This is a genomic window from Psychrobacter piscatorii (assembly GCF_001444505.1).
GTDB classification, from domain to species: Bacteria; Pseudomonadota; Gammaproteobacteria; order Pseudomonadales; family Moraxellaceae; genus Psychrobacter; species Psychrobacter piscatorii_B.
In genome coordinates this window covers 59,009-84,006 of the sequence record NZ_LNDJ01000074.1, presented here as the reverse complement: position 1 = coordinate 84,006, position 24,998 = coordinate 59,009, and the positions used below count along the sequence as shown (strand labels likewise).

22 protein-coding genes are annotated in these 24,998 nt (G+C 43.2%); 16 read left to right on the top strand and 6 right to left on the bottom strand.

From position 1 onward, the window contains the following. The 8 genes from AS194_RS08110 to yfaE form a co-directional block, all read left to right on the top strand. On the top strand, window positions 1–1,059 hold a 1,059-nt coding region (locus tag AS194_RS08110; protein ID WP_200960348.1), incomplete at its 5' end, for a ThiF family adenylyltransferase. Next, the gene (locus tag AS194_RS13635) at window positions 1,056–1,520 is read left to right on the top strand and encodes a Mov34/MPN/PAD-1 family protein (RefSeq protein WP_227511613.1); all 465 of its coding nucleotides are present in this window, start codon (window positions 1,056–1,058) and stop codon (window positions 1,518–1,520) included. The genes AS194_RS08110 and AS194_RS13635, both read left to right, overlap by 4 nt. Beyond that, entirely contained in the window at window positions 1,513–2,343 is an 831-nt protein-coding gene (locus AS194_RS13630) for a DUF6602 domain-containing protein (protein ID WP_058025002.1), read from the top strand. Before AS194_RS13635 ends, AS194_RS13630 begins: the two co-directional genes overlap by 8 nt. Window positions 2,344–2,633: 290 nt before the next feature. Next, a complete protein-coding gene (locus AS194_RS08095; protein ID WP_058025001.1) occupies window positions 2,634–2,885 on the top strand; it encodes a type II toxin-antitoxin system Phd/YefM family antitoxin in 252 nt (83 codons plus the stop codon). Next, entirely contained in the window at window positions 2,875–3,162 is a 288-nt protein-coding gene (locus tag AS194_RS08090) for a type II toxin-antitoxin system RelE family toxin (protein WP_058025000.1), read from the top strand. The genes AS194_RS08095 and AS194_RS08090 overlap by 11 nt, the downstream gene beginning before the upstream one ends. A 36-nt stretch (window positions 3,163–3,198) precedes the next feature. Then, window positions 3,199–3,570, top strand: a complete 372-nt coding sequence (locus AS194_RS08085) for a hypothetical protein (RefSeq protein ID WP_058024999.1) — start codon at window positions 3,199–3,201, stop codon at window positions 3,568–3,570. 81 nt (window positions 3,571–3,651) lie between these two features. Then, window positions 3,652–4,785, top strand: a complete 1,134-nt coding sequence (gene nrdB, locus AS194_RS08080) for a class Ia ribonucleoside-diphosphate reductase subunit beta (RefSeq protein ID WP_058024998.1) — start codon at window positions 3,652–3,654, stop codon at window positions 4,783–4,785. Window positions 4,786–4,971: 186 nt separating this feature from the next. Beyond that, on the top strand, window positions 4,972–5,241 hold the full coding sequence (gene yfaE, locus AS194_RS08075; protein WP_058024997.1) for a class I ribonucleotide reductase maintenance protein YfaE: 270 nt from the start codon (window positions 4,972–4,974) through the stop codon (window positions 5,239–5,241). 113 nt (window positions 5,242–5,354) lie between these two features. Here yfaE and AS194_RS08070 read toward each other — a convergent pair whose 3' ends face one another. Further along, a complete protein-coding gene (locus AS194_RS08070; protein ID WP_058024996.1) occupies window positions 5,355–6,677 on the bottom strand; it encodes a S1C family serine protease in 1,323 nt (440 codons plus the stop codon). A gap of 361 nt (window positions 6,678–7,038) precedes the next feature. Here AS194_RS08070 and AS194_RS08065 point away from each other — a divergent pair, with 361 nt between their 5' ends. Continuing rightward, window positions 7,039–7,875, top strand: coding sequence for a Nif3-like dinuclear metal center hexameric protein (locus tag AS194_RS08065; RefSeq protein WP_058024995.1), 837 nt, complete (start codon window positions 7,039–7,041; stop codon window positions 7,873–7,875). A gap of 999 nt (window positions 7,876–8,874) precedes the next feature. Beyond that, window positions 8,875–10,080: a transglycosylase SLT domain-containing protein gene (locus AS194_RS08060; RefSeq protein WP_058024994.1), complete on the top strand. Its 1,206-nt coding sequence runs from the start codon at window positions 8,875–8,877 to the stop codon at window positions 10,078–10,080. Window positions 10,081–10,225: 145 nt separating this feature from the next. Here AS194_RS08060 and AS194_RS08055 read toward each other — a convergent pair whose 3' ends face one another. From AS194_RS08055 to AS194_RS08045, 3 genes are all read right to left on the bottom strand, one after another. Next, on the bottom strand, window positions 10,226–13,216 hold the full coding sequence (locus AS194_RS08055; protein WP_058024993.1) for a LysM peptidoglycan-binding domain-containing protein: 2,991 nt from the start codon (window positions 13,214–13,216) through the stop codon (window positions 10,226–10,228). 145 nt (window positions 13,217–13,361) lie between these two features. Further along, window positions 13,362–13,829 carry a nuclear transport factor 2 family protein gene (locus AS194_RS08050; protein WP_227511612.1) on the bottom strand — a complete coding sequence of 156 codons (468 nt, stop codon included), beginning with the start codon at window positions 13,827–13,829 and terminating at the stop codon, window positions 13,362–13,364. 324 nt (window positions 13,830–14,153) lie between these two features. After that, a complete protein-coding gene (locus tag AS194_RS08045; RefSeq protein WP_083499641.1) occupies window positions 14,154–15,449 on the bottom strand; it encodes a hemolysin family protein in 1,296 nt (431 codons plus the stop codon). Window positions 15,450–15,949: 500 nt separating this feature from the next. Here AS194_RS08045 and yajC point away from each other — a divergent pair, with 500 nt between their 5' ends. The 6 genes from yajC (at window position 15,950) to AS194_RS08015 (ending at window position 22,620) form a co-directional block, all read left to right on the top strand. Next, a complete protein-coding gene (gene yajC, locus AS194_RS08040; protein ID WP_058024991.1) occupies window positions 15,950–16,228 on the top strand; it encodes a preprotein translocase subunit YajC in 279 nt (92 codons plus the stop codon). Window positions 16,229–16,604: 376 nt separating this feature from the next. After that, window positions 16,605–18,482: a protein translocase subunit SecD gene (gene secD, locus AS194_RS08035; RefSeq protein WP_058024990.1), complete on the top strand. Its 1,878-nt coding sequence runs from the start codon at window positions 16,605–16,607 to the stop codon at window positions 18,480–18,482. Window positions 18,483–18,491: 9 nt separating this feature from the next. Then, window positions 18,492–19,754 (top strand): protein translocase subunit SecF, encoded by a 1,263-nt coding sequence (gene secF / locus AS194_RS08030; protein ID WP_058024989.1) that lies wholly within the window; start codon window positions 18,492–18,494, stop codon window positions 19,752–19,754. A 234-nt stretch (window positions 19,755–19,988) separates the two neighbouring features. Continuing rightward, the gene (locus AS194_RS08025; RefSeq protein WP_058024988.1) at window positions 19,989–21,398 is read left to right on the top strand and encodes an MATE family efflux transporter; all 1,410 of its coding nucleotides are present in this window, start codon (window positions 19,989–19,991) and stop codon (window positions 21,396–21,398) included. A gap of 141 nt (window positions 21,399–21,539) precedes the next feature. Then, window positions 21,540–22,271: an AzlC family ABC transporter permease gene (locus tag AS194_RS08020; RefSeq protein ID WP_058024987.1), complete on the top strand. Its 732-nt coding sequence runs from the start codon at window positions 21,540–21,542 to the stop codon at window positions 22,269–22,271. Further along, window positions 22,261–22,620: an AzlD domain-containing protein gene (locus tag AS194_RS08015; RefSeq protein WP_058024986.1), complete on the top strand. Its 360-nt coding sequence runs from the start codon at window positions 22,261–22,263 to the stop codon at window positions 22,618–22,620. The genes AS194_RS08020 and AS194_RS08015 overlap by 11 nt, the downstream gene beginning before the upstream one ends. Before the next feature lie 122 nt (window positions 22,621–22,742). Here AS194_RS08015 and purF read toward each other — a convergent pair whose 3' ends face one another. Together purF and AS194_RS08005 are read right to left on the bottom strand one after the other, a co-directional pair. Continuing rightward, a complete protein-coding gene (gene purF, locus AS194_RS08010; protein WP_058024985.1) occupies window positions 22,743–24,278 on the bottom strand; it encodes an amidophosphoribosyltransferase in 1,536 nt (511 codons plus the stop codon). A gap of 195 nt (window positions 24,279–24,473) precedes the next feature. Next, window positions 24,474–24,971 carry a CvpA family protein gene (locus tag AS194_RS08005; RefSeq protein ID WP_058024984.1) on the bottom strand — a complete coding sequence of 166 codons (498 nt, stop codon included), beginning with the start codon at window positions 24,969–24,971 and terminating at the stop codon, window positions 24,474–24,476. Window positions 24,972–24,998: the final 27 nt, after the last annotated feature.

Below are 24,998 nucleotides of genomic sequence, written 5' to 3'. Positions count from 1 at the left end.
AATCAAAGCGAGCAAGGGTTGTATATTTTCATAAAGAATGCTCCAGCTATCAATGAGCGATTTTCTTTTGATAATTGGAACAACTTTGAAGATTTAATTGATCAAGAGTTTTTACAATACCTTTCTAGATATATGATTGGTATAAGAAGTACGCATAATAGTAAGTTGCCACTGCCCTTATTTATAGGTTTTCATACAAAAGATAGAACTATACATTGGCAAGTAGCTTTGATTAACATTGATGAAAATATCTTTGAAGGATCAACTGATATAAATGGTAGGTATGTTTATAAACTAAGAAACAAGAGTATTACATGGGCAATAACCAATAACTCATCTTACTCATATTTTTTTGGTCGTGGCTCATTTAATGAAAGGTTAACTAATTCAAAAATATTAATTATTGGTGTAGGTGCGGTAGGAAGTAATGTTGCTAAGACTCTAACAAGATGTGGCTGTAGATACATATCATTAGCTGATTATGATATCAAAAAGCCTGAGAATATTTGTCGTTCAGAATATGAGTTTATATATGCTTATGCCAATAAGGTAGATGAACTACGCTCTTTACTTTATAACATATCACCTTTTATCGATGTAAATATCATTCAAGGCTCTTTAACACAATATATTAAGATCGAAGCTTATGCTAGAGAGCTTGCAGCTGGTATTGAAACTATACTCTCGAATTATGATTATATATTTGACTGTTCCACTGACGATGACTTGATGTATATTTTGGATAATCTTAATGTCACAGCTGATATTATTAACTTATCTATCACTAATCATGCTCAATCACTCGTTTGTGGCGTATCACCAAATACTTATAAATTCGTTAGACATCAGTTTGATAATATTTTAGAAAATGATGTTGAAGATTTATACAATCCTATAGGTTGTTGGAGTCCAACTTTTAAAGCTTCTTATAATGACATCTCTACACTTATACAGTTTGCATTAAAACATATCAATATTATGATTAGTAACGAACAGCTAAATAGCTTTGTAATCAATCATGATGATAATTATGAGTCTTTGAAAGTGAGTAAGTTTTGACTATTACCAAACACTACAAGAATTTAAAATTAGTAGTCGAAGATAGCTTGTTAGAAAGTATTTATCAGTCAAGCTGTGTGCACTACCCTAAAGAGTATGGTGGTTTTCTGATTGGTAAATATTCTAATGATTTTAAAACCTTGTATATTGAACAATCAATTACAGCAGAGATTTTTAAGAGTAGTCGAGTTGAGTTTACTAGAGAATCTAACTATTTGAAATCCGAATTTGAAAAGTTATTTATAAACAAAGGACTCTACTATGTTGGTGAGTGGCATACTCATCCAGATGGTGAAGCATGGTATAGCTCAACAGATTTAAGTGCAATGATTAGCATTGCTCGTGAGAAAAACGTGAAAATTGACAATCCTATCTTACTTATTTTGAGTATTACTAGCGATAGTTTGAAGGATTTTAATTTTTTTATATTAAATAATGAAAGGTTGGAATTGTATGAATAACATACCATTACCAGAATTATTTGCCAGTATGCAGAAACAGATGTCTGCTCAACTAAGTACTAACAGAGATTTTATACAGCATCCTGGTTCAAAAGGTGATTCGTTAGAGAATGCATGGATTGAATGGTTGAGAAGTTACTTACCTAATCGTTATAGTATAGATAAAGCAATTGTCATAGACCATAAAGGCAATACAAGCCATCAGATTGATGTTGTTATCTATGATAACTACTTTACTCCATTCATCTTTACACAAAATGGTTTCCATTATGTTCCTGCTGAAGGCGTATATGCAGTTTTTGAAGTTAAACCAGACATCAGAGGAAGCATTAAAGGTTCAGGGAACTATATAACTTACGCAGGCGAGAAGATTGAAAGTGTTCGACGCTTGACTCGTACCTCTACATCAATGATTAATTCAGGAAAACCTGTTCCACGTAGACCACTAACTAAAATTCTAGGCGGTATTCTAGCTACTACTAATACCTATGATAATCGTAATAATAAAACAATCGAGAAGCATATTAAAAGTTTGGTCAACCTTCAAGGTATTGATTTAGGTTGCGTTGTAGATTATGGCAGCTTCTTTGTTGATTATAATGGTGAAGAAAACACTGAAGAGCTTGATTTTATTAAACGAATAAATGAGTACTATGAAAAAAGAGAGTTCAAAGAATTACATTTTAGTCGACCTGAAAACTCTTTAATTACTTTCTTTATGCAATTAACTCAATATCTTCAGCAAGCTATAGGAACTATTCCAGCTATTGATTTGCAAGCTTATCTCAATGTAATCGGTGAAGAGATCGATAAAGAACTTTAAATATTTTTAAAAGAATTGACTAACTTTGCTTCAAAAAGGCTTTTTAGCCCCGACTATAGCGGTATCCTGCTGACGACGATGCCGATGCAGTCTGTGACTGAACGTAGTATCGAGACAACAGGAATGCGGTCAGACACAATAGACTGCACGCCAGCGGCTAAGCAGATACAAGCGATAGGGGGGGATTGGCTACCGCAAATATTTAAATTTAACACAGTAACAAGTAAGACCTAATTTTCGTGCTAAAATCAGCCCTATATTTAGAGTGTAATTTTAATGGAGAATGGGTCATGCAACCGATATTTGCGACACAGACAGCCAGTATCTCAGAGCTAAAAAACAATCCTTCTGCCTTGATCAAACAGTCAGATGGTGAGTCGATTGCGATTTTAAACCACAACAAACCCGTGGCGTACTTGGTTTCCACAGACATGTACGAGCGTATGATGGAAGCGATGGACGATGTGGCACTCAGCCAAACCGTAAACGCACGGATGAATGATGGGCAAGCGCCTATCAAGGTCACGTTAGATGACTTATAGTCTTGAGTTTCACCCGTTAGCGTTAAAAGAATGGAAAAAGATAGCGCCAAGTATCCAGCAGCAATTTAAGAAAAAATTACAGCAGCGACTATCCAATCCTCATGTGCCTGCGTCAAAACTCTCTGGACATACAGATACTTATAAAATTAAATTACGCACCCTAGGGTATCGTTTGGTATATACCGTCAAAGATGACGTGGTGGTGGTTTATGTATTGGCAGTCGGTAAAAGAGAAAACAACAAGGTATATGACAGTCTGGCGACGCGTCAACCATAATGAAAACTTAGAAATAACTAAAACGACGGAGGTCATGTGCACTATACCGCAATCATCAAAGACGGTGGTTTGTTTATCCCAAACGTATTTTCAGACCTAAACGATGGTGGCTCGCATATCGTACAAGTCGAGGTTGATATTGCAGCGGTGCGTCAGCAGTTAGAGATGGATGAAGCACCAAAGGCAGCCGTCACCAAAAAAAGCGTGGCAAAAGCAGCCAAAAAACCAGCATCGAGAGCTGCTAAAAAAGACACAAAAATAGCAGCGGAAGAGTCGGATGTGAGTACCCTACGCAAAAGCGCACTTGATGAATTAGAAGCACTTGATGATAGTGAACTGAGCGAGATATTCAAAGCCTATATGAACGATGGACAAGAGTCATCACAGATATCGTTAGAGAACCTTTAACTTAAAAAGCCATTAAACAAAATTTATAACATAATCACATCCAATCAAATTTATAACCATATCAATGATAAAGGCAGTCCCATGACTTACTCGATTTTTTCTCAAACGCCAAACAATGCGCTAAAAGAGCCGATGTTCTTTGGTCAGCCCGTCAACGTGGCGCGCTATGACCAACAAAAGCACCCTATCTTTGAGCAATTGATTGAAAAGCAGCTGTCGTTCTTTTGGCGTCCAGAAGAAGTCGATGTATCACGCGATCGTATCGACTTTAGCAATCTGTCCTCGCATGAGCAGCATATATTTTTGAGCAACCTCAAGTACCAGACCCTACTCGACTCTATTCAAGGTCGTAGTCCAAACGTGGTGCTACTGCCGCTAGTGTCTATCCCTGAGCTTGAGACGTGGATTGAGACATGGTCATTTAGCGAGACCATTCACTCACGCAGCTATACCCATATCATTCGTAATATCGTCAATGACCCAAACATTATCTTTGATGATATTATGCAAAACGAGCACATCTTAGGCCGCGCCTCTGATATCGCTCAGTACTATGATGAGCTGTATCGCAACTCACAGCTATATAGCCTGTACGGTCCAGGTACGCATAATATCAATGGTGAGGAAGTGACCGTTGATTTGCGATCGCTGAAAAAGCAAATGTATCTATGCATCATGGCGGTCAACGTCCTAGAAGCGATTCGTTTCTATGTGTCTTTTGCCTGCTCGTTTGCCTTTGCTGAGCGCAAATTGATGGAAGGCAATGCCAAAATCATCAAACTCATTGCTCGTGACGAAGCGCTGCATTTGACAGGTACGCAGCACATGCTGAACCTGATGCGTAATGGTCGTGACGATCCTGAGATGGTCGAAATTGCCGCCGAATGTTTCGATGAAAGTATCGAGATATTCCGTAAGGCGGCTGAGCAAGAAAAAGAATGGGCAGGCTATCTGTTCAAAGATGGCTCGATGATCGGTCTCAACGAAGACATTCTATGCCAATATATCGAATACATCACCAACTTGCGTATGGAAACCGTCGGCTTGCCAGCGGCGTTCCCGAACTCAAAATCAAACCCAATCCCATGGATCAACACGTGGTTGTCGTCTGATAATGTGCAGGTCGCACCGCAAGAGACCGAGATTAGCTCGTACTTGGTCGGTCAGATTGACTCTGACTTATCAGACAGTGATTTTGACGACTTTGAACTATAAAGGCTCCGAATTATAAGAGCTGAGTTGTAAGAGCTTTGAGCTATAAAAATCCGAACTATAAGAGCTTAGAATTATAAAGGTTTGAGCGGTAGAAATTTGACGCTATAAAATTTCTACCGCTGTAATCGTCTTATGGGTTAATAGTAGGGATAGCAGTAGCACAAACATATCCCAATAGGATCAACGATGACTTGGGTAATGACCAGTAAAAAGCAGTTCTATCTACATGATGACGAGAGCCTGTTAGATGGACTATTACGCACAGGGCATGATGTGAACTATCAATGCCGCGAGGGCTACTGTGGTAGTTGCCGAGTCAAGCGTATTGCTAGCTCGCATACGGTCGATTATCCATTTAACCCGCTTGCCATGATTGAAGAGGATGAAATCCTGCCCTGCTGTTGCCGTGTACGAGGGGTCATCTATATCAATCATGAATTTATTGAAAAGCCTTAGCAAAATAGTAGGGACTGAAGACTGGCCTGAACATTAGCTTTGATAAAATTTAACTCAATAAAAAAGCGCGCTCCTTTAGATAAGGAGCGCGCTTTTTATTGTAGCAACACACTTTATTGTGCTACAGAATCTTGCTCAAACAGTTTCATTAGCTCTTCGCGCATGCGATCACGCTCTGCTTCTGACATCATAGGTGCTTGCTCATCACCTTGGATACTGCCGCCCATTCCATCCATGCTCTCACCCTGTAGAACGACAGGACGATCGATAGGTTCTTGTGCGGGACGCTCCTCTAGCATTATTTTTACTTGAGCGTTTTTGCCTTGGCGCAATATCTGGGCATTCAGCTCTGTCGTTGGTGGCTTACGAGCGACATATTGGATCAAGGTATTGGCATCAGTCATCTCGACACCATCGATGGTTAGGATGATATCGCCAACACGCAAACCACTCTTGGCAGCAGGACTGCCTTCGATGACGTTTAGCACTTCCACGCCAGTTGACGTCTCTAGCTGCGTTGGGTCACGTAGCTGTGACTGAATTTCGATACCGAGCCAACCACGACTGACGCGACCATCTTTGATCAGCGCGTTCATCACTTGCTCGACCAATGATGTAGGAATCGCAAAGCCAATACCCATAGAGCCACCAGAGCGCGAGAAGATCACCGTATTGATACCGACTAGCTCACCACGAGCATCAACCAGAGCGCCACCTGAGTTACCTGGATTGATCGCCGCATCCGTCTGGATAAAGTCTTCGAACTTATTGACGCCCAGTCCAGTACGCCCAGTCGCTGAGATAATCCCTTGCGTCACGGTCTGACCGACCCCAAATGGATTACCAATTGCCAATGCCAAATCGCCTACACGTATCGGATCTTCGCGGAAACCAAGCGGCGTCAATCCTGTCATATCGACCTTAATCACTGCTAGATCACTATCAGGGTCTGTACCGATGATTTTGGCGCGGCTCTTGCGTCCATCATTGAATGCAACCGTGATCTCATCCGCTTTTTCGATGACATGCGCATTGGTCACGATATAGCCATCTTCTGATACGATCACACCAGAGCCTAGGTTGGTACTGCCCTGCTCTTGTGATGGGCCACCATGATATTCAAAAAACCGGCGCAATACGGGATCATCCATATAAGGATGCTCTGTCATCGTTTGTGTGGTGTAGATATTGACGACCGACTGTGACGCTCGCGCAACCGCATTATGATAAGAAGAGATGGGCGCTGGTGTATCCGCAACTGGCTCTGACGCTTGCTGCTCGGCTGGCGGGGTTCTCGGCGGCTCCCACGTGGCCTCCGATGATGACTTCATACTCGTGAACAACCAGATAAACGCTACTAACACTAGCAGCAATAAGACCCAAGGCAACCATTTTAATAAAGACGCCTTGTTATTGGTGTTCTGGGATGACGACATATAGAACCTCTATAAATTTAATGCAGATCGACAGTGGGAAATAATTGGAAGGGTTACCAGTATCAACCCTCATTATCCAATGAGACAATTGATAACCAGCATTGATAGCCAGCTAGGCAGACTCACATGTATAAATTATAACCGCAATGCCGTGAAATAGTAACGTATCGTGTACCATTTCAGTTATCCATCTTGTCTACTCTCTTACAATGCCATGCTAAAATCATCGCTATCAGATATTTGAGATAGATAATGATCAATTATTTATCTTTTATGAGTCTCCGTCTTCAAACAACTTTTTTGAAGCACTATATTTGAATGACAATGCATTACTGCAAGGCAATAACAATAAGGAAACCTAATGACCCAAAACACGACTACTGAACCTTCAACCAACAGCATCAGCGCAGAATCATTGACGCAATTTTGTGACGAGTATTTATCTGCCAGTGTGTTTAAAGACTATGCGCCAAATGGCTTACAAGTAGATGGCGGAACACCCATACAGCGTATCATTACAGGCGTGACAGCGTGCGAGGCGCTGATTGATGCGGCTATCGCTGACAATGCCGATGCGATTATGGTGCATCATGGCTACTTTTGGAAAGGTGAACCTGCGCCTATCACTGGTATGAAAGGCCGCCGTATCCGTAAATTGATGCAGCATGGTATCTCTATGATTGGCTATCATTTACCGCTTGATGCACACCCCGTGATTGGTAACAATGCAAAACTGGCAGACATACTAGATATGACCATTACTGGCGCGCTCTACCCCAACGAATCACACCCTGTTGGTAATATCGCCACTTGCACACCGCAGAGTGCTGATAGCCTTATCGCCAAGATTACTCAAGCGCTTGGCCGCACCCCACTATATATCTCCTCTAATTATGAGTATCACTCTGGTAATAATGCGAAAACGACTGCCAATAGTGAGAGAGTGATCAAACGTATCGGCATCTGTACAGGCGGCGCCCAAGATATGATCGAACAGGCTGCCATAATGGGCTGTGACGCCTATATCTCTGGTGAAATCTCTGAGCGTACCACGCATATCGCTCGTGAGCTGGGTATTGATTACTTTGCTTGTGGTCATCACGCAACAGAGCGCGGCGGTATTAAAGCACTAGGAGAGATGCTTGCCCAAAAGTTTGGACTGCCAGTAACCTTTGTTGATATTGAAAACCCAGCATAAGATAGCCAATATAGTGGCCATCATTAGGACAGAACTCGAGACGATTAATAAAGTCTATAGGCGTTATTATAGCCATAATCGCAAAACTCATTAATGAGTTTGTGAATAGTACGCCCATAATATAGCGACATTTAACCGTTTATATCTCAATTGTTAAGTTTTATCGCTTTTTTCTTAACTCTACTTGAATAATACAAGCGATATCCGCATATTACTACCTGTAAGAAAGAACGTTTTGTCATGAAACTTCCCATTATTACAGCTTCCGGTTATGGCACTATAATGATATTGGTGGTTATCCAAGAGTTTGCTGCGCACTATAAGCAACATGACTTTGGAGCACTGCTGACTAAAGCACGATAGCCCACTATATATCGTAGTAGCATCGTGCGTTTATTTTTAGTGTCGCGGTGACAGTTTGCTCAACTGATTTGATAGCGGATATTTTCACCTATCAGATTTGGTTAAGACGCTTACCCTCATCGCTGGACAACTTATGAGCTAGCAAATTTATTACCAACCATTTACGGTATCGCTAGCTCATAGAACCGAGACAGTCAAAGAAAGTGGCTTTATTTGCTCAAATAGTAAATGATGACATTTTGTTTTTGACGGTGTCGTTGTCTCAATAACTTACTCATGACCTTACCTATGTTTGATATATAGTTGTTTGGCCATTAGCCATAATGAATGATCGATGAAGGAATCATCTGATTTACATCCTTCGTGTAGTCTTGCGCCCAAATTTTGATAAGCCGGTTTTAAACCCTCAAAACGGCGCGCAAAATCATGCAATGATCATTGGCTAACCCAAAATCCACATCGCTAACTCTTAGAGAGAGCATGCTAGTGGCGCTATAATCAAGCAGGATGACTGATACTTATTTTATTCAAAAGTATGATGTCGTCTGAAATGCTGTATTGATACATGCCAAATGATGTGCATGTATTTTTACGCGTTTTTGCGGTAAGAAGGATGGCTAAAATCAGGAGACATCCATGCAACGTATTACTTATCGTGTCAAAGGATCTGCGCAAGGTGCCAAACGTCGTATTTCTCATTTACTGCGTCCATCTAAACGCCTACTTAACACCAAAAGTAACATCGTTTCATCTACCCCTACTGCGTCGGGTCGTTTTGCCAGAACCAAGAAGCTGGCACAAGTATCCAGTATCGCTCTGCTCTCTTTGCCTGCACAGAGCCTAACGACAATGAATACAAAGGTATCAGCCTATGCCAATGTCATGCTGCAAAACACTTTGACCATTGCCGCTGTCCCAGGTGATAGTACTTATTTTGCCACTGATGGCTTCCAACATGGCTTTGGTTTTGATCTCGTGCGCACCTATGCAGACGAGCTTGGTGTGGATATTGACTTAAAAGCCTATGCCAATGAAGAGGCAGCGCTTAAGGCATTGAGATCAGGGGATGCTGATATGGCGTTGACCACTGCCAGCACTAAACTAAAAAGTCAGCTCAATCTCTCATCTGTTAATGTCAGCTGCGGCTATGATGCCAGTTTGACAAAAAACGGCCTACATCCAAAAGTAAGCTGGACATTTAGCTCATCTAATGACCCATTATCAAAAAAAGCCAGTTATTTCTTGTGCGATAGCATTAAGCTAAAAAACACTCAAAAATTAGCGGCATTTTATAATCAGAATTTGCTAAAAGATGCTTATAGTCAGGATCATTTCCAAAAAACACTGACAGAAAAACTGCCTGATTATCAGTCTTCGTTTGAAGAGCAAGCGCGCAATTACAATCATGATTGGGAATTGTTGGTTGCTATGGGTTATCAAGAGTCACATCTTGATGCCAATGCGGTATCTCCGACTGGCGTACGCGGCCTTATGATGCTGACCAATAACACTGCAAAGGCCATGGGAGTGTCAGATCGCGTTGATCCTTATCAAAGTATCGGCGGCGGTGCTCGTTATCTAGAGCAAATGAAAGCAGATTTCGCGGATGTACCCAAGACTGATCGCGTCTGGTTTGCACTTGCTGGTTATAATATGGGTCCAAATGCGGTGAAAAGCATTCAGCGTAAATTACGCGCCCAAGGCATTGACGACAAGAGCTGGGCGAACGTTTATGCGTACTTGGCGGACAACAAAGCATCAAACAGCCGTTATGGCCAAGCAATGCACTATGTTAGCAACATCAGAAGTTATCTTGAGTCTATCAAAACTCAAACTGTCTAGTTAATAGACTCCATTAGATATCAGATCTCTTAAGATACCTATTTTTACGTAAAAAAAAGCTGCTCTTATATAGAGCAGCTTTTTTATGCGTTACGGTTTATATTGGCGATATGTACGTATATATCATTCGATAATACGTTATTGCTTAACGATTGGGTACCGTCAGACGCTGACCACGTTGCAACATAGTATCAGCAGCGATATTATTCATCTCAGCCAATTCTTGGGTTGATACACCATATTTACGAGCTAAACCAATCAAGCTATCACCTGAGCCAACCGTATAGCTCACCGTCGCTTTTGGCACTTTTAGAGTTTGTCCACGCTGCAGTTGAGCGTTTGTTGCCAAGTCATTGGTCGCTGCCAAATCCTCTACAGAGACACCAAACTGGCGAGCTAAGGCAATCAAGCCATCGCCAGATTTGACCTTGTAGTTTTCAGTATTTCCTAGCTTTTTACCGCTGCTACTACTCTGTCTGCTATTGCTTTGACTACTATTAGAAGCCGAAGAGCTTGTAGAAGCCGAAGAGCTTGCCACGCTACCACCCGCAGGAATAGTAATAGTACGACCTAATATCAAGTTAGAAGTCGTGCTCAGGTTATTTGCTGAAGCTAAATCGCTCAAGCCGATATTATAGCGTTTGGCGACACCGGTTAGCGTATCACCTGATTTTACTTTATAGCTGACGGCTTTATCATTCAGTTGGCGATCAACTAACTCTTTTGAAACCGGTACTTTAATCGTTTGCCCACGTTGTAAGCGCGCTCTTGCATCAAAGTTACTGTTTACAGCAGCGATCTCTGCTGCACTAACACCCAAGCTATTTGCAATACCGATCAAGGTATCACCTGATTTTACTTTATAGCTGGTGGTCGCTACTGAGCTTGTATTACTAGCACTACTAGAGCTTGTGGTGCTTGCTGCATCGAAATTAACACTAGCAGGTACTTTTAGTGTTTGACCCACATACAGTGAGCTTGTGCTATTGATACCGTTCAGGCTAGCTAACGTGTCTGTCGATACGTTAAATTGACGCGCTAATGCAATCAGACCGTCACCCGGTTTTACTTTATAGTTCTTAGTCGCAGTGCTTGATTTACTTGGTCTGGTAGATGGTGCCGCAGGTGTTGTGGCGGGCGCTTTTACCTTACCAGGTACTAGCCAGAGCTTTTGTCCTCTGAGCAGATCAGCACGGCTACTGAGGTTATTGTAGCTGGCAAGCTGTGTGACCGATAAACCAAAACGGTTGGCCGTACCGATAAGCGTGTCGCCACCTTGTACAACATAGCTTTCAGGCTGATTGGCGGCTGGGTTACTGGCAGCGCTTAGCGGCTCGATAGTTTTGGCGTTGTATAGATACAACGTGCTGCCAGATAGTAAGTTGGCACTGGCATCTATTTGGTTCCATTCTGCGATATCACGCCAATTTACCCCTGCACGGCTTGCGATATTCGATAGCGTATCGCCACGTTTGACCGTATAGGTGGTACGCGTGCCTTGTGGTTTTGGTTTACTAACTGACGTTTTAGCAAAGCTCAGCTTTTTCTCTTCACCGCTTGCTTCTAAGATAGACTGCTGCGTCTGTACGGCTGATAGGTTGATATTACCATCCGCGTTAATAACGTTGGTCTCAGAGGTATTGCTACGGATTTGGTTGGCAATGAAGTCGCGCTCTTCTTTGCTAAGCGGTGGCTCTTGAACAATCGTATTATTCTGAGTAATCTGAGCTGAGGTAGTCGGTAGACTGTTGCTGCTCTTGAGCTCAGCATTGATTTTTTTGGTTTCTGCATTGGTTATTGGCGGCTCAGTACGTACTGAGGCATTACCACTATAGACAGAGCTGCTAGTCGTTTGAGCAGACGGTGAGATATAGCTCGTTGTTTGCTGAGGTACGCTTGCGCTGGCAGCATAATCAGCCAATGCGCTACTGCTGGAGGGCAATGACGATGAAGTGTATGGCTTGCTATTGTAGCTTGGTGTCGTTGTAGTTGGGGTGCTCGTATTGCTAAAAGCCAATACATTGCTTGTGCCATTACCACGCAATAGACTCAGTTTGGCATCAGCGTTCAAGCTAACATCGTTAGGAATGATAACGCGCTGTGGACCAGAGGAATCCACACGACCTGAAGTCAATGCCGTGTTGAGTCGCTCTAACTCATCATAACTCACGCCTGTAAGCTGTGATACTTCAGATAAGCTCACACCATAGTTGACCGGCACACTACGGAAATGCTGACGGTTAGCGATAGCTGGTAGATATACGCCATACTGTTCAGGCTTGGCCACGATTTCGGCTACTGCCAAAAAGCGCGGCACATAATTCATGGTTTCAGTTGGTAGTTGTAGTGACCAGTAGTCTGTTGGTAGTCCACGTGCGGCATTGGCATCAATCGCTTTTTGGATACGACCAGGTCCTGCGTTGTAGGCGGCTAGCGCCAGCTCCCAGCTACCAAACTGGTTATGTAGCGCGGTCAAAAAGTCGTAAGCGGCGCGCGTTGATTCGATAACGTCACGGCGACCATCATAGGTGCTGCTCTGATTCAGACCATAGATACGACCTGTACTTGGGATAAACTGCCATAGGCCTGCCGCTGCTGCACTACTGGTACCACTTGGATCGTACGAGCTTTCGATAACTGGTAACAACGCCAGCTCTGTTGGAATGTTGCGGCGCTCAGCCTCTCGTACCGTATGGTAAATGTAGCGACTGGCACGCGCCGTCAAACGGTTTAGATAGTCTTGTCTGCTGGTAAACCAACTCTTTTGCCCTTCGATACGCTGATTATAAATCGGCTTACCACCGTTCATACGATAGCCGGCACGCAAACGATTCCATAGATCACCATACTGCTGAATAGCAAGCTGGTTGCCCTCCACCATCGTCATGTCAGTGGCTTCTAATAGATCTGCCAATTCATCCAAGCTCTCTGCATCCAAAAACGCAGTTGAGTAATCTGCAGTGCTCGTAGTCGCCCCTTGATTAGCAGGACGCTTGGTAATAATAGCTGAGCTATTGGTTGCACCTTTATTTTTTACTGTTGAGGTGTTGCTACACGCACTGATGAGTAAAGTTGATACCGCAAGAGTCAATGGTAACGCAACAAACGAGCGAGATTTTGATAGCACAGTAGACATGATATTGGAAGTTTCCTAACGACAGAAAGTGATAAGACAAAGTTGAGAGATAGTATAGTATGCAACGTAAAGTAAAGACCAGCCTAATATAAAAGACACTAATAATCATTTTTATTAGTATCTAATAGATTGTATTGACCAGTATCTAGTTAATAGCTACTTGTGATACTGCACGTAATAATACAGCGTTACCAGTAGATACCGTCAGCGTTACACGAGATGTCGTAACAAATGATGTTTGCTGACCGTCTTTCGTCCAGCTCTCATTTGTCGTTACATTGGCTTTTGCCTGATCTCCTGTAATAACAATGTTATCTACAGAAATATCGTAGCGATAATTGGACGTATCATTCCAGCTGTTTTGCAGCAGCTTCAAATATGCATCTTTGTCTAAGCTGGTAGATTTACCTTTTCTAGATAATGAAATCAACGCATCATCAGATACCAGACGCGCGACTTGATTGATACTCTGACTATTTGCAGATGATTTCATTGCTGCGGCATAGTTTTGCACCAAAGCTTCGGTCATGGTGGCAGCTTGCGCACTGATACTCACTGTGCTGGCCACTGCTACTATCGCAGTTATACTAGCGCCCTTCAGTAATAGAGTCATTAAGCTCTTTCCCCATAGTCGTTTCATGATAGTCCTTAGCGATGCTACTTTCGTTATTGTCATATATTGGTTGTTGTCATATATTGACAGTGAGCGTTTTTATAACATCTAGTTTAGCAGTATATATTGGTATAAGCGTACTCATATAATAGGCCGAGCCTATCATTGAATTCTCACAGCCGTGTGACACCCTGTGTAATTATTGCGAATATAAAAGCACAGGATGCTCACAAAAGCCGTTCTTTGAATCGAAGGTTATTATATCCTCTGATTTCAACAACTTTGGTCGTGATAATAGCAATAGCACTCAATCAATCGATAACGCTAGAATTTGTTTTCACTATTGCTATCTTCATACTGCTCATCATCACTGAGTTTCATACCCAAACGCTCAACCCGTCTGTCCATCATTTGTCGAGCCAAAGCTTGCATGTCTTCCACGCGATCTATTTCATCGACAATCTCAAGACCTAATAATGTCTCAAATACATCTTCTAATGTGACCAACCCTTTGACTTCACCATATTCGCCAACGGTAATTGCGATATGAATACGATTTTTTAGCATAAGCTCCAACAGATCAAACAGTTTCATTTTAGAGAATACAAACGTGATGTCTCTTTTGAACTGCGTCAAAGGCTTGTGCGTGGCATGGTTGACTTTTGCCAATAGCATGTCAGTTTTTAAAACAAAACCAGTAATGTTATCTAGATCACCATCATAAATGGGCAATCGAGAAAACGTGAGCTTTGGACGATCAACCAATAACTCAGCCACTGTTTTGTTTTCTTCAAATGCGAGCATCACTGAGCGCGGCGTCATGATGTCTTCAACTTTGATCGCGCCGAATGCTAGTAGATTGCGAATGATGCGCGACTCTAGTGGATCGATTTGACCCGATTCTTCACCGATGCTAGCAAGGGCTGCAAACTCACGACGGCTGAACGTTTGCGGTTCTTTACCGCGTACTAATAACTTCGTCAAACGCTCTGATACCCAAATAAGTGGGTATAAAATCATAATGATACCGCGGACAAAGTACGCCACCATACCACTTAGCTGACGCCAATAGACAGTGCCTAGTGTTTTTGGAATAATCTCAGACAGGAACAAAATAGCCAGTGTCATAATGGCTGAGAACAATCCAAACCATGCGCTACCAAATACAATGGTGGCTTGGGCACCCGCTCCGATAGAACCCAACGTGTGAGCAACGGTATTCAAGGTCAAGATAGCTGCCAGTGATTGATCGATATTGTCGACCTTTAGGCTCTTTAGCATATCCGCTTTTTTGGGATTGGTTTCTTGTACATCTGCAATATAGGATGGTGTCATGCTCAGTAATGCGGCCTCTGATAAAGAGCACACAAATGAGATACCGATAGCAACAGCCACAAAAAATATCAATAGTCCCACGTTTAGGGCAGTTGGTGCGGCTGCCACAGCGGTTGGCGATGCAGCACCCGCCGCCCACACAGAATGCGGCAACATCAGCGCCAACGCACAAAGCACGGCAAAGAAGGTATAACCAAATCGAGAATTAATCGTCATTCTCGGGGGAGGCTCTGCAGATGCGTCTTCACGATGAGCACGCGGACGACATAAACGAGGTACAAACATAAAAGTGGTGAACAAGTTGGGTAACCTAAAAAGAGAAAAAGGAAGATGATATAACGAGCCAATCATATACATTATCGAGTTGATATCAGATATCTACTGATCAATAGTCATAACGGCTCAATGCTGATTTAGACACCGTCTCAAAGCTAAAATAGTGCTTCGATAAATAGCATACTAAATGCAGGCAGTCATTGCCATTTGATAGTAGCATTGATGATATCTTTTCACAATAAGTCACTATTTTTAAGTTTTTATTTTTTGATGACTTTTATTGTTTGGTATTGCCTCAATATTATTTGGCTCAATGGCATATGATATTGATCATTTTGGCATCATATATTTGATATAGCAAAAATATTATCCTGCTATCCGGTGGCTTATTCTCTGCCATTACATCAACAAAAACACGCTCAGCCTATGATTAACAGTTACCAAGTCTGGGATTTTTTGTTACTATGCGTCTAATTTTATTTTTACCTACCCTTTATTGAGAGAGAAATATGGAACAGTTCGGTCAACTTATATTGCCTGTTGCCTTTTTTGCCATTTTTTACTTTTTGGTTATCCGTCCACAGTCTAAACGTACCAAAGAGCACCGTGCAATGGTCAATGCATTGACTGCTGGCAACGAAATCATCTTTGCTGGTGGCTTGATGGGTCGTATTAAAGCGATAGAAGGCGATTACGCCGTCGTAAGCTTAAACAACAATACTGACGTAAAAGTACAACGTGCTTCTGTTATTTCAGTATTGCCTGCTGGCACAATCGAAAGCGTTTAATTGTTACTGAGCTTTATCGGTAGTAATTTAATGGTCGTATCACCACTGGGTGCAATGACCAAATAATGACCGTATATCATTTACGGTCATTTTTCGCTATTAAGGTAGTCGCTATTAAGGTAGTAAGGTACGGCATCTATATAAGCTAGCCTAGCCTGTAGATATATTGACTTTGCCTGTTTCACCAATGATATTTTTGGTGACTGGGTAAAGATACGTCTGTATTATTTGCTTTACTGTTTTATGTTTTACTATCACCGCGGATGATCGCAATGGAGCCTGCTCAATATGGCAGTCGACCATTGCTGTCGCTAACTTCCCATCTGCTAACTTGTGGCTCACGTCGCCAGTCGTTTATCAACTTAAAGAAGTGATTATGCAATATCCCGCTTGGAAATACTTACTTATTGCCGTCGTGCTCATCATTGCCGGTCTATATGCTGCTCCTAACTTATACCCTGACGAACCTGCCGTGCAGATTACGAGCGCAGCAGCCGGTACGCAATTGTCTGAAGGTATCTTGACCCAGTCTCAAAGCTTGCTCGAAGAGGCGGGTCTAGAGAATCATAATGGTACGTTTGAGGGCAACAGTGCACTGGTACGTCTTAACAACCCAGTCGATCAGCTAAAAGCGCAAGAAGTACTACGTCAAAACTTGGGTGAGGACTATGTGGTCGCTCTCAACTTAGCACAAACGACCCCGCAGTGGCTGCGTGATATCGGTGCCAAACCGATGAAACTTGGCCTTGATTTACGCGGTGGTGTACGTTTTGTACTAGAAGTCGATATGGACAAGGCGCTTGAACAGCGCTTGAACAGCGCCAGTCGTGATATGCGACGCGAGTTACGTGCTGAGCGAGTGGCGATTAAAGGTATAAAAACCGAAGACCGCGGCGTTGTACTACATTTTGCTGATACAGATACCCGTAATCGTGCACAAAACATTTTGCAAGGCTCCATGAGCAATACCTTCAATTTGCAGTCTTCTATTGATGATCAAGGTCCTGCATTGGTATTGTCATACAACGATGCCACGCTTGACGAAATCAATAGTTACGCGGTCAATCAAAACTTGACAACCTTGCGTAACCGTATTGCCGAGCTGGGTGTGACAGAAGCATTGGTACAATCTCAAGGGTCCAGCCGTATCGTGGTCGAGCTACCCGGTGTACAAGACACTGCTGAAGCGAAACGTGTTCTTGGTCGTACTGCCAACCTTGAGTTCCGTATGGTGGCAGAAGACGCTGATACCTACACAGGCGGTATCCCTCCAGCAGGTACTGAAGCATTCCCATTTGAGACACTCGATGGTCCACCAGTATTGCTAGATCGCCAAGCGATCGTCACGGGCGATAAAGTGACCAATGCACAGACTGGCCTAGATGAAAGTGGTCTACCGGAAGTAAGCATTACCTTGGACAGTGCAGGCGGCAAGCTCATGCAAAACGCCACTCGCACCGCTGTTGGCAAACAGATGGCTGTATTGTTCATTGAAAACAAGCAAAGAATCACTTACGAAGAAGATCCAGCGACTGGTGAGACGACTGAAGTACGTACGCCTTATGCTGAAACCAAGGTCATTAACCGTGCCAATATTCAAGCAGTACTGGGTTCATCATTCCGTATTACTGGTCTTGATAGCACAGCTGAGGCCGCTGAGCTTGCGCTACTACTGCGCTCAGGTGCACTTGCCGCACCGATGTACTTTGTAGAAGAACGCACCATTGGCCCATCATTGGGTCAAGAAAATATCGATAAAGGCCTATTCTCTACGCAGGTTGGCTATCTATTAGTCTTTGCATTTATGATTATTTTCTATCGCCTGTTCGGTGTGATTGCCAACGTGGCATTGGCAGTGAACGTTATTATCATTATTGCGATTATGTCAATTTTGGGTTCGTCACTGACGCTACCTGGTATTGCTGGTATCGTCTTGACCATTGGTATGGCGGTTGATGCCAACGTACTGATCTTCGAGAGGATACGAGAAGAGATTGCCAATGGTGTACGGCCAAAATCCGCCATCGTGGCAGGTTTTGATCGGGCGTTTAGTAGTATTTTTGATGCCAACATCACAACGCTATTGGTCGCGTTTATCCTATTTGCGATTGGTACGGGTCCGATTAAAGGCTTTGCGGTTACGCTAGCTATTGGTATTGTCAGCTCACTGTTCACCGCTATTTTGGTGACGCGTGCACTGGTACAAATTGCTTATGGTAAGCGTAAATCAATCAAAAGTCTGAGCATCGGTTAGGAGAACACTATGGCGATCGAAAATAATAACCCTTTAGAACAGCAGAAAAATCCTGATCAAAATGGCTCAAATGGTGATGCGACCAATGCAAGCACGCGCCGCCGCAAAAAACCACGCCGTGATGGGAAAGGTAGCAATACCAAAACCAATAACCCAACTACCACCAAATCTGGCAAAAGTAGTGGCCGCCGTGGTGGTAAAGGCCAAGCTGGTACAGACAATCAAGCACTCTCTACTGCTGTTGATCCTAACCTAGCAGCAAGTGACGCGGCTGATGATGCCGCAGCCATGGCTGAGGGCGGTATCAAAGCCGTTGGTAATCAGCGTATCATTCCCTTTATGAAGATAGAAAAGCCAATGGCGCTGCTATCTTTATTTATGGTGATCGGTAGTATCATTGCTATTGCAGTCAACGGTCTGAACTTGGGTCTTGATTTTACTGGTGGTGTCTCAGCGGACATTCGTTATGAGCAGCCTGTTGAGCAAGTTGCCGTGGTACAAGCACTGGCAGACAATGGTTTTGATGATGCTGTCGTTCAATATCTCGGTACACGTGAAGAGCTACTGGTACGACTACCGCCCCAGTCTGATAACGTTGATGGGCTGAATACTGACCTAACTCAAGCATTAGCATTACCTAACAATACCGCCACTATCAGCAACGTTAATATCATTGGTAGCCAAGTGGGTAATGAGATTTACCTCAACTCAGTCATGGCACTCGTGCTAGCATTAGTATCTATGCTTGGTTATGTTGCCTTACGTTTCCAGTTCAAACTATCGTTAGGTGCCGTATTATCGCTATTTCACGATGCAGTGGTGACCATTGGTGTATTTGCGCTATTTGGCTTCCCTTTTGACTTAACGGTATTAGCTGCTGTATTGGCGTTGATTGGTTATTCATTGAACGATACGATTGTTGTTTATGACCGTATCCGCGAAAACTTCCGCCGTGTCCGTGGTATTACCCCAGAGCAGACGATTGACTTGTCTTTGACTGAAACCCTACGCCGTACCATCATGACCATCTCAACGGTCCTATTGGTCGTATTGGCCATGTTGTTCCTAGGCGGTGAAGGATTATACTGGTTCTCAGTCGCGCTATTTATTGGTCTACTTGCAGGTACTTACTCATCGACTTATATTGCAAGCTCGATTCCATTACGCATGGGTCTATCACGCGATGATTTTATCGTAAAAGTGAAGCCAGAGTTTGAAGAAGAGATTGTCACTTTTAATGATCCAAAAATGTTTGAGCAAGACAACGTCTAGTAAGGTATATTAGAGGACGTAGTACACTTATGTAGCGTACGGTTAGCCTTTGTATTATCGCTGATGAAATAGTAATAATGTTTCGACAAGAGCACCTGACTTATGAATAATGAGTCTAGGTGCTTTTGTCTTTATAGCAATTTTGCCTCACTTATCAAATGCGTTGCATTGCTGCTTTGCCAAAACCAAATAATATATTGCCCTCTTTATCTTCTCAGTATAAACGAGCCACCAATGCCAGCCAATACCTCAGCATCCAACGTCATGCCGCCTATGGATACCAGCTATAAGCGTATCATTGCCATTGCCCTACCTGTACTACTCGCCAATCTCGCCATGCCCTTGCAAAGTGTGATCGACACAGCGATTGTCGGTAATATGAATGAGACGGCCAAACTGGCTGGCATGGGTTTGGCAATACAGCTATTGTCCTTGTTGCTCGTTAGCTTTAACTTTTTACAATACGCCTCCTCTGGTCTATCCGCGCAAGCTTTAGGACAGCTGACCAATCATGCTGATAACAATGGGAGCACTGCGACAACAGCGTCACCGCTACTCTCTATTTTACAACGCGCTTTGTTGTTGGCGTTCATCATTGGTGGCATTTTGCTACTCGCAAAACCTTGGCTGATCGATGTTGGGTTACAAGTGTTATCAGCCAATCCTGAAAGTGGTCGCGCTGCAAAAACCTATTTGGATGTCCGGTTTTGGGGAGTGATCGCTGAGCTGATGAACTTTGCCTTTATAGGTTGGTTTGCAGGGCAAGGCAAGACACGATATATGCTGTATCAGCAGGGATTTATTGCTCTGATCAATATCGTTCTGACTTTATTTTTTGTGTTCATTATGAATATGGGCTTGGTTGGTGTGGCATTGGGTACGACCATTGCGTTTTGGTTAGGTGTGTTACTAGCGTTATCACTAAGCCGCCATCACTTAAAGGTATCATGGACAGCTTTACTCAGAGCAGATAAGCAGCATTTTACAAAAAATAAAATGCTTAGGCTATTTTCTTTAAATAAAGATATTTTTGTCCGTACTCTTATTTTAACGCTCAGTTTTGCTTGGATTACTCGGCTATCGTCTCAAAGTGGCGATGTGATATTGGCCGCCAATGCCATTTTACTACAGGTATTGAGCATCTCAGCTTTTGCACTTGATGGCGTTGCTGTCTCTGCTGAGACCTTGAGCGGACAAGCTGTTGGTCGGCGTGACTGGCCACGTTTTTTGATGATCATAAAACGCACGGGCATTGTCAGTTATGGCCTAGCAATCCTGCTGAGCGCTATCTGGTGGCTTGCTATGCCAAGTTATCTAGATTTTATGACCAATATTGAATCGGTGTTTGCCCTCGCCTATGAGTACCACCTATATGCCGTATTGTTACCCCTCGTGGGTGTTGGAGCCTACTGGTTAGATGGTATATTTTTTGGTTTGACAGCAGGCAATGTGATTCGTAATGCTGCACTGATACTAGCTGCTATTTTCTTTCCGTTGAGCTGGCTGCTTTATCAGCAATGGGATATGACCGGTATTTGGCTGAGTGTATGGTGCTTACTGCTATTGAGGCTAATTATCTTAGGCGGATTTTTGTTTCGTGCTCATCAATCAGGTAGTTATGAGAGGCTACAGCCAGAGGCTTAAACACTTTTTATTGTACAGCCAATGATCACGCAGTCATTTATCATACAGCCATCACATACCGTTTTGACGCAATACAGTGTTTATTTTTAAGTGTAAAACAATCCGTTTATAAAAACAGTGTAAGAAAATTTAGGATGCCATGTGACCACTCATTCAAACGAACTCAGTCATCAACAAGAACGCACTCACGATTGGGCTGAGGGCTTCAAAAAAAGCTTGCCCGTTGCCATGGGATATCTGCCTGCTGGTATTGCCTTTGGTGTACTGGCACAAGTTGCTGGTATTCCTGTATGGGCAACGGTTATGCTCAGCATTGTGCTCTATGCTGGAGCGGCTCAATATGCTTGTTTGCCAATGCTAAGCGCTGGTCTGCCGATCGGTAACATCGCGACCAATATCGCCGCTATTAATTTACGCCACGTGTTTTATGGTATACCACTATTGCAATATCTACCAAAACATAAACTGGCAAAAACGTATTGCTTATTTGCCCTGACTGACGAGACCTTTTCAGTCATGACCAGTTTGCCAAACGAGGCACGACAAGCACTCATACTCCCTATTAGCTTATTTAACCAAAGCTGGTGGGTGCTCGCGAGTGCCATCGGCGTGATGATTGGAAGTACGCTTAGTGACTTAATTCCACATTTGGATTTTGCCTTGGTTTGTCTGTTTGCAATTTTGGCTTATGAGCAATTTCAAAGTATCCAGCGCTACTTCCCGATTGGTATTGCTGTCATTGGTTTAGTCATTGCCTCGCTATTTACCAGCGATTGGTTGCTGCTAGTCGCCATTACTATCTGTATGCTGATGATTTTGGTACGTGGATTTTGGATGCAGCGTCATGAAATAGGAGAATCTTATGACCAGTAGTTATCTTATTTTTGCAACACTTGCGATGGCGGCAGTGACGTTCATCACTCGTGCGTTACCAGCATTAATCCCTAGAAAAGTTTTAGATACGCCTTGGCTACATCGACTGAATGAGAGCTTACCGTTGTCAGTGATGGTCTTACTTATCTTAACCAGTCTGTCATATCAGAACTTGCCAGTGGATATTGCCTTGAGTGATCCTGAGCTACATCTGTTAATGGCCCAGATTTGTGCGCTTATACTGGTACTCTTTATTTACCATATTAGCCGCCAGCTATTGGTCAGCATGGTCGTTGGTATTGCCGCGATCAATGGTTTTGTCTGGATATTTACCAATTTTTTGATCTGACAACAGCCTATCTTATACCAACACCCAGCTTTAATTTTACTGGTATTTTTGGCAAAAAAAAGCTGGACTCTTAATAGAATCCAGCTTTTTATTTTCAAGCAATATATTTATTGCTATCTGGCTTAAAGCTCTTCAACACCCATCATATCGACTGGGGTATCAGCCACTATCTGCACGCCTTTTTTACCAGTCTTGGCCGTATCATTACGCTGCTCTTGCAGATGGTCAAGATACGCTTCATTGATCTGGCCAGTAATGTAGCAGCCATTAAATACAGCACAATCAAACCCTTCGACTCTGCTGTGCTTGGTATCCTTGACGGCATCGATCAAATCATCTAGGTCTTGGAAGATCAGACGGTCAGCACCAATGATCTCACGTACTTCCTCAACACTATTGCCTGAAGCAATCAGCTCGGTACGCACTGGCATGTCAATGCCGTATACGTTTGGAAACTTGACTGGTGGCGCGGCACTCGCAAAAAACACTTTATTAGCACCTGCATCACGCGCCATTTGAATGATCTCATGACACGTCGTACCACGAACGATTGAATCATCAACCAATAGCACGTTTTTACCTTTAAACTCTAATGGCACCGCGCTTAGCTTTTGACGAACGGACTTTTTGCGCTGCTGTTGACCTGGCATGATGAACGTACGACCGATATAGCGGTTTTTCATAAACCCTTCACGGTACTTGACGTTCATTTTTAGCGCCAGCTCCATCGCTGAGGTACGTGACGTATCTGGAATCGGGATGACCACGTCAATGTCATGATCTTCGCCCCACTCTGCAAGGATTTTGTCAGCCAATTTTTCACCCATACGTAGGCGTGATTTATAAACTGAGATATTATCCATAATAGAATCTGGACGGGCAAAGTAAACATACTCAAAGATACAAGGTGTATATTCTTTTGGCGCTACGCATTGATGCGTATGTAGCTTATGGTTCAAATCAATAAAAATAGCTTCGCCTGGTTTTACATCACGAACGATCGTAAAGCCAGAACCTGTCAATGCGACTGATTCAGAGGCGACCATATATTCGGTGCCGCCGTTTTCTGCCATGCGCTTACCAAAGATAAGCGGACGGATACCGTTTGGATCGCGGAACGCTAGTAATCCATGACCAGTAATCAAGGCCACAACACCATAAGCCCCTTCACAGCGTCTATAAACGGCTTTTACCGCTTCAAAGATGTCATCGGCTGTTGGATGCGTCTTACCTAGATTTTGCATCTCATGTGCGAGTACGTTCAGCAGCACTTCAGAATCTGAATCGGTATTGAGGTGGCGACGATCTTCGATATATAAAGATTTGGCCAAACTCTCAGCATTGGTCAAGTTGCCATTATGCGCAAGCGTGATACCATAAGGTGAGTTAACATAAAATGGCTGGGCTTCAGCGCTACTAGAAGTGCCCGCTGTCGGATAACGAACGTGGCCGATACCAAATTTACCGACCAATTTCATCATATGACGATTCATAAAGACGTCACGTACCATACCATTTTCTTTGCGCAGGTAAAGTCGACCATCTTGCAAAGTGACAATACCCGCTGCATCTTGCCCGCGATGCTGTAGCATCGTTAAGCCGTCATAAAGTATCTGATTGACTGGCTCATGAGCTGCAACTCCAATGACTCCACACATATAGCTATATCCTATTTTGACTCATACATTAGTACGATAATAACGGCAAACCTGCTGACAGTAGGTGGCTAAAATCACATACCGTCATTCGCCGCTAACCTGATGACTTTATAAGAAAATTAATCAATTATCATTAGATAATCAATAACACGCGCAAAAATTTAGAAGTATAAAAAGAATGAAAACAATAGAAAATTAAGATTGATTGACTTGATCCCAAGCCATACCCAACACATCTGACACCAATGCTTTACCCATGGGTGCATAAGGTAGCAGCTCAGGGGCAAGGACTGAGGTTTGCCATTGCGGCATTTGTACTAGTAGTGGCGCACTCACACTTAACACAACCAATACCATCAGTACATTTTTGGCAGCACCAAGCACCCCGCCCGCCATTTTATCGACCACGCCCAGACGCAGTGTCTTGAGCACACCTGAGAATACAAAAGCCACCAAGTGCATAACTGCCAATATCACAATCACCACCAGCAAAAAGGCCAGGGCCATTTGTAGTACGGGACTTTGGACAACACCAGACAACTGAGGCGACACCGATCCTGCGAGCCGAGTCGCAGCGATAAGAGCGATAAACCAGCCTACTAAGCCCACAGCTGTTTTGATCAGGCCAACTTGAAAGCCGCGCCACAAACCAATCAAGACAACAATAGCAATCACAATATCTAGAACGCTCATATCTTGCGCCTCACCATCTTATTCACT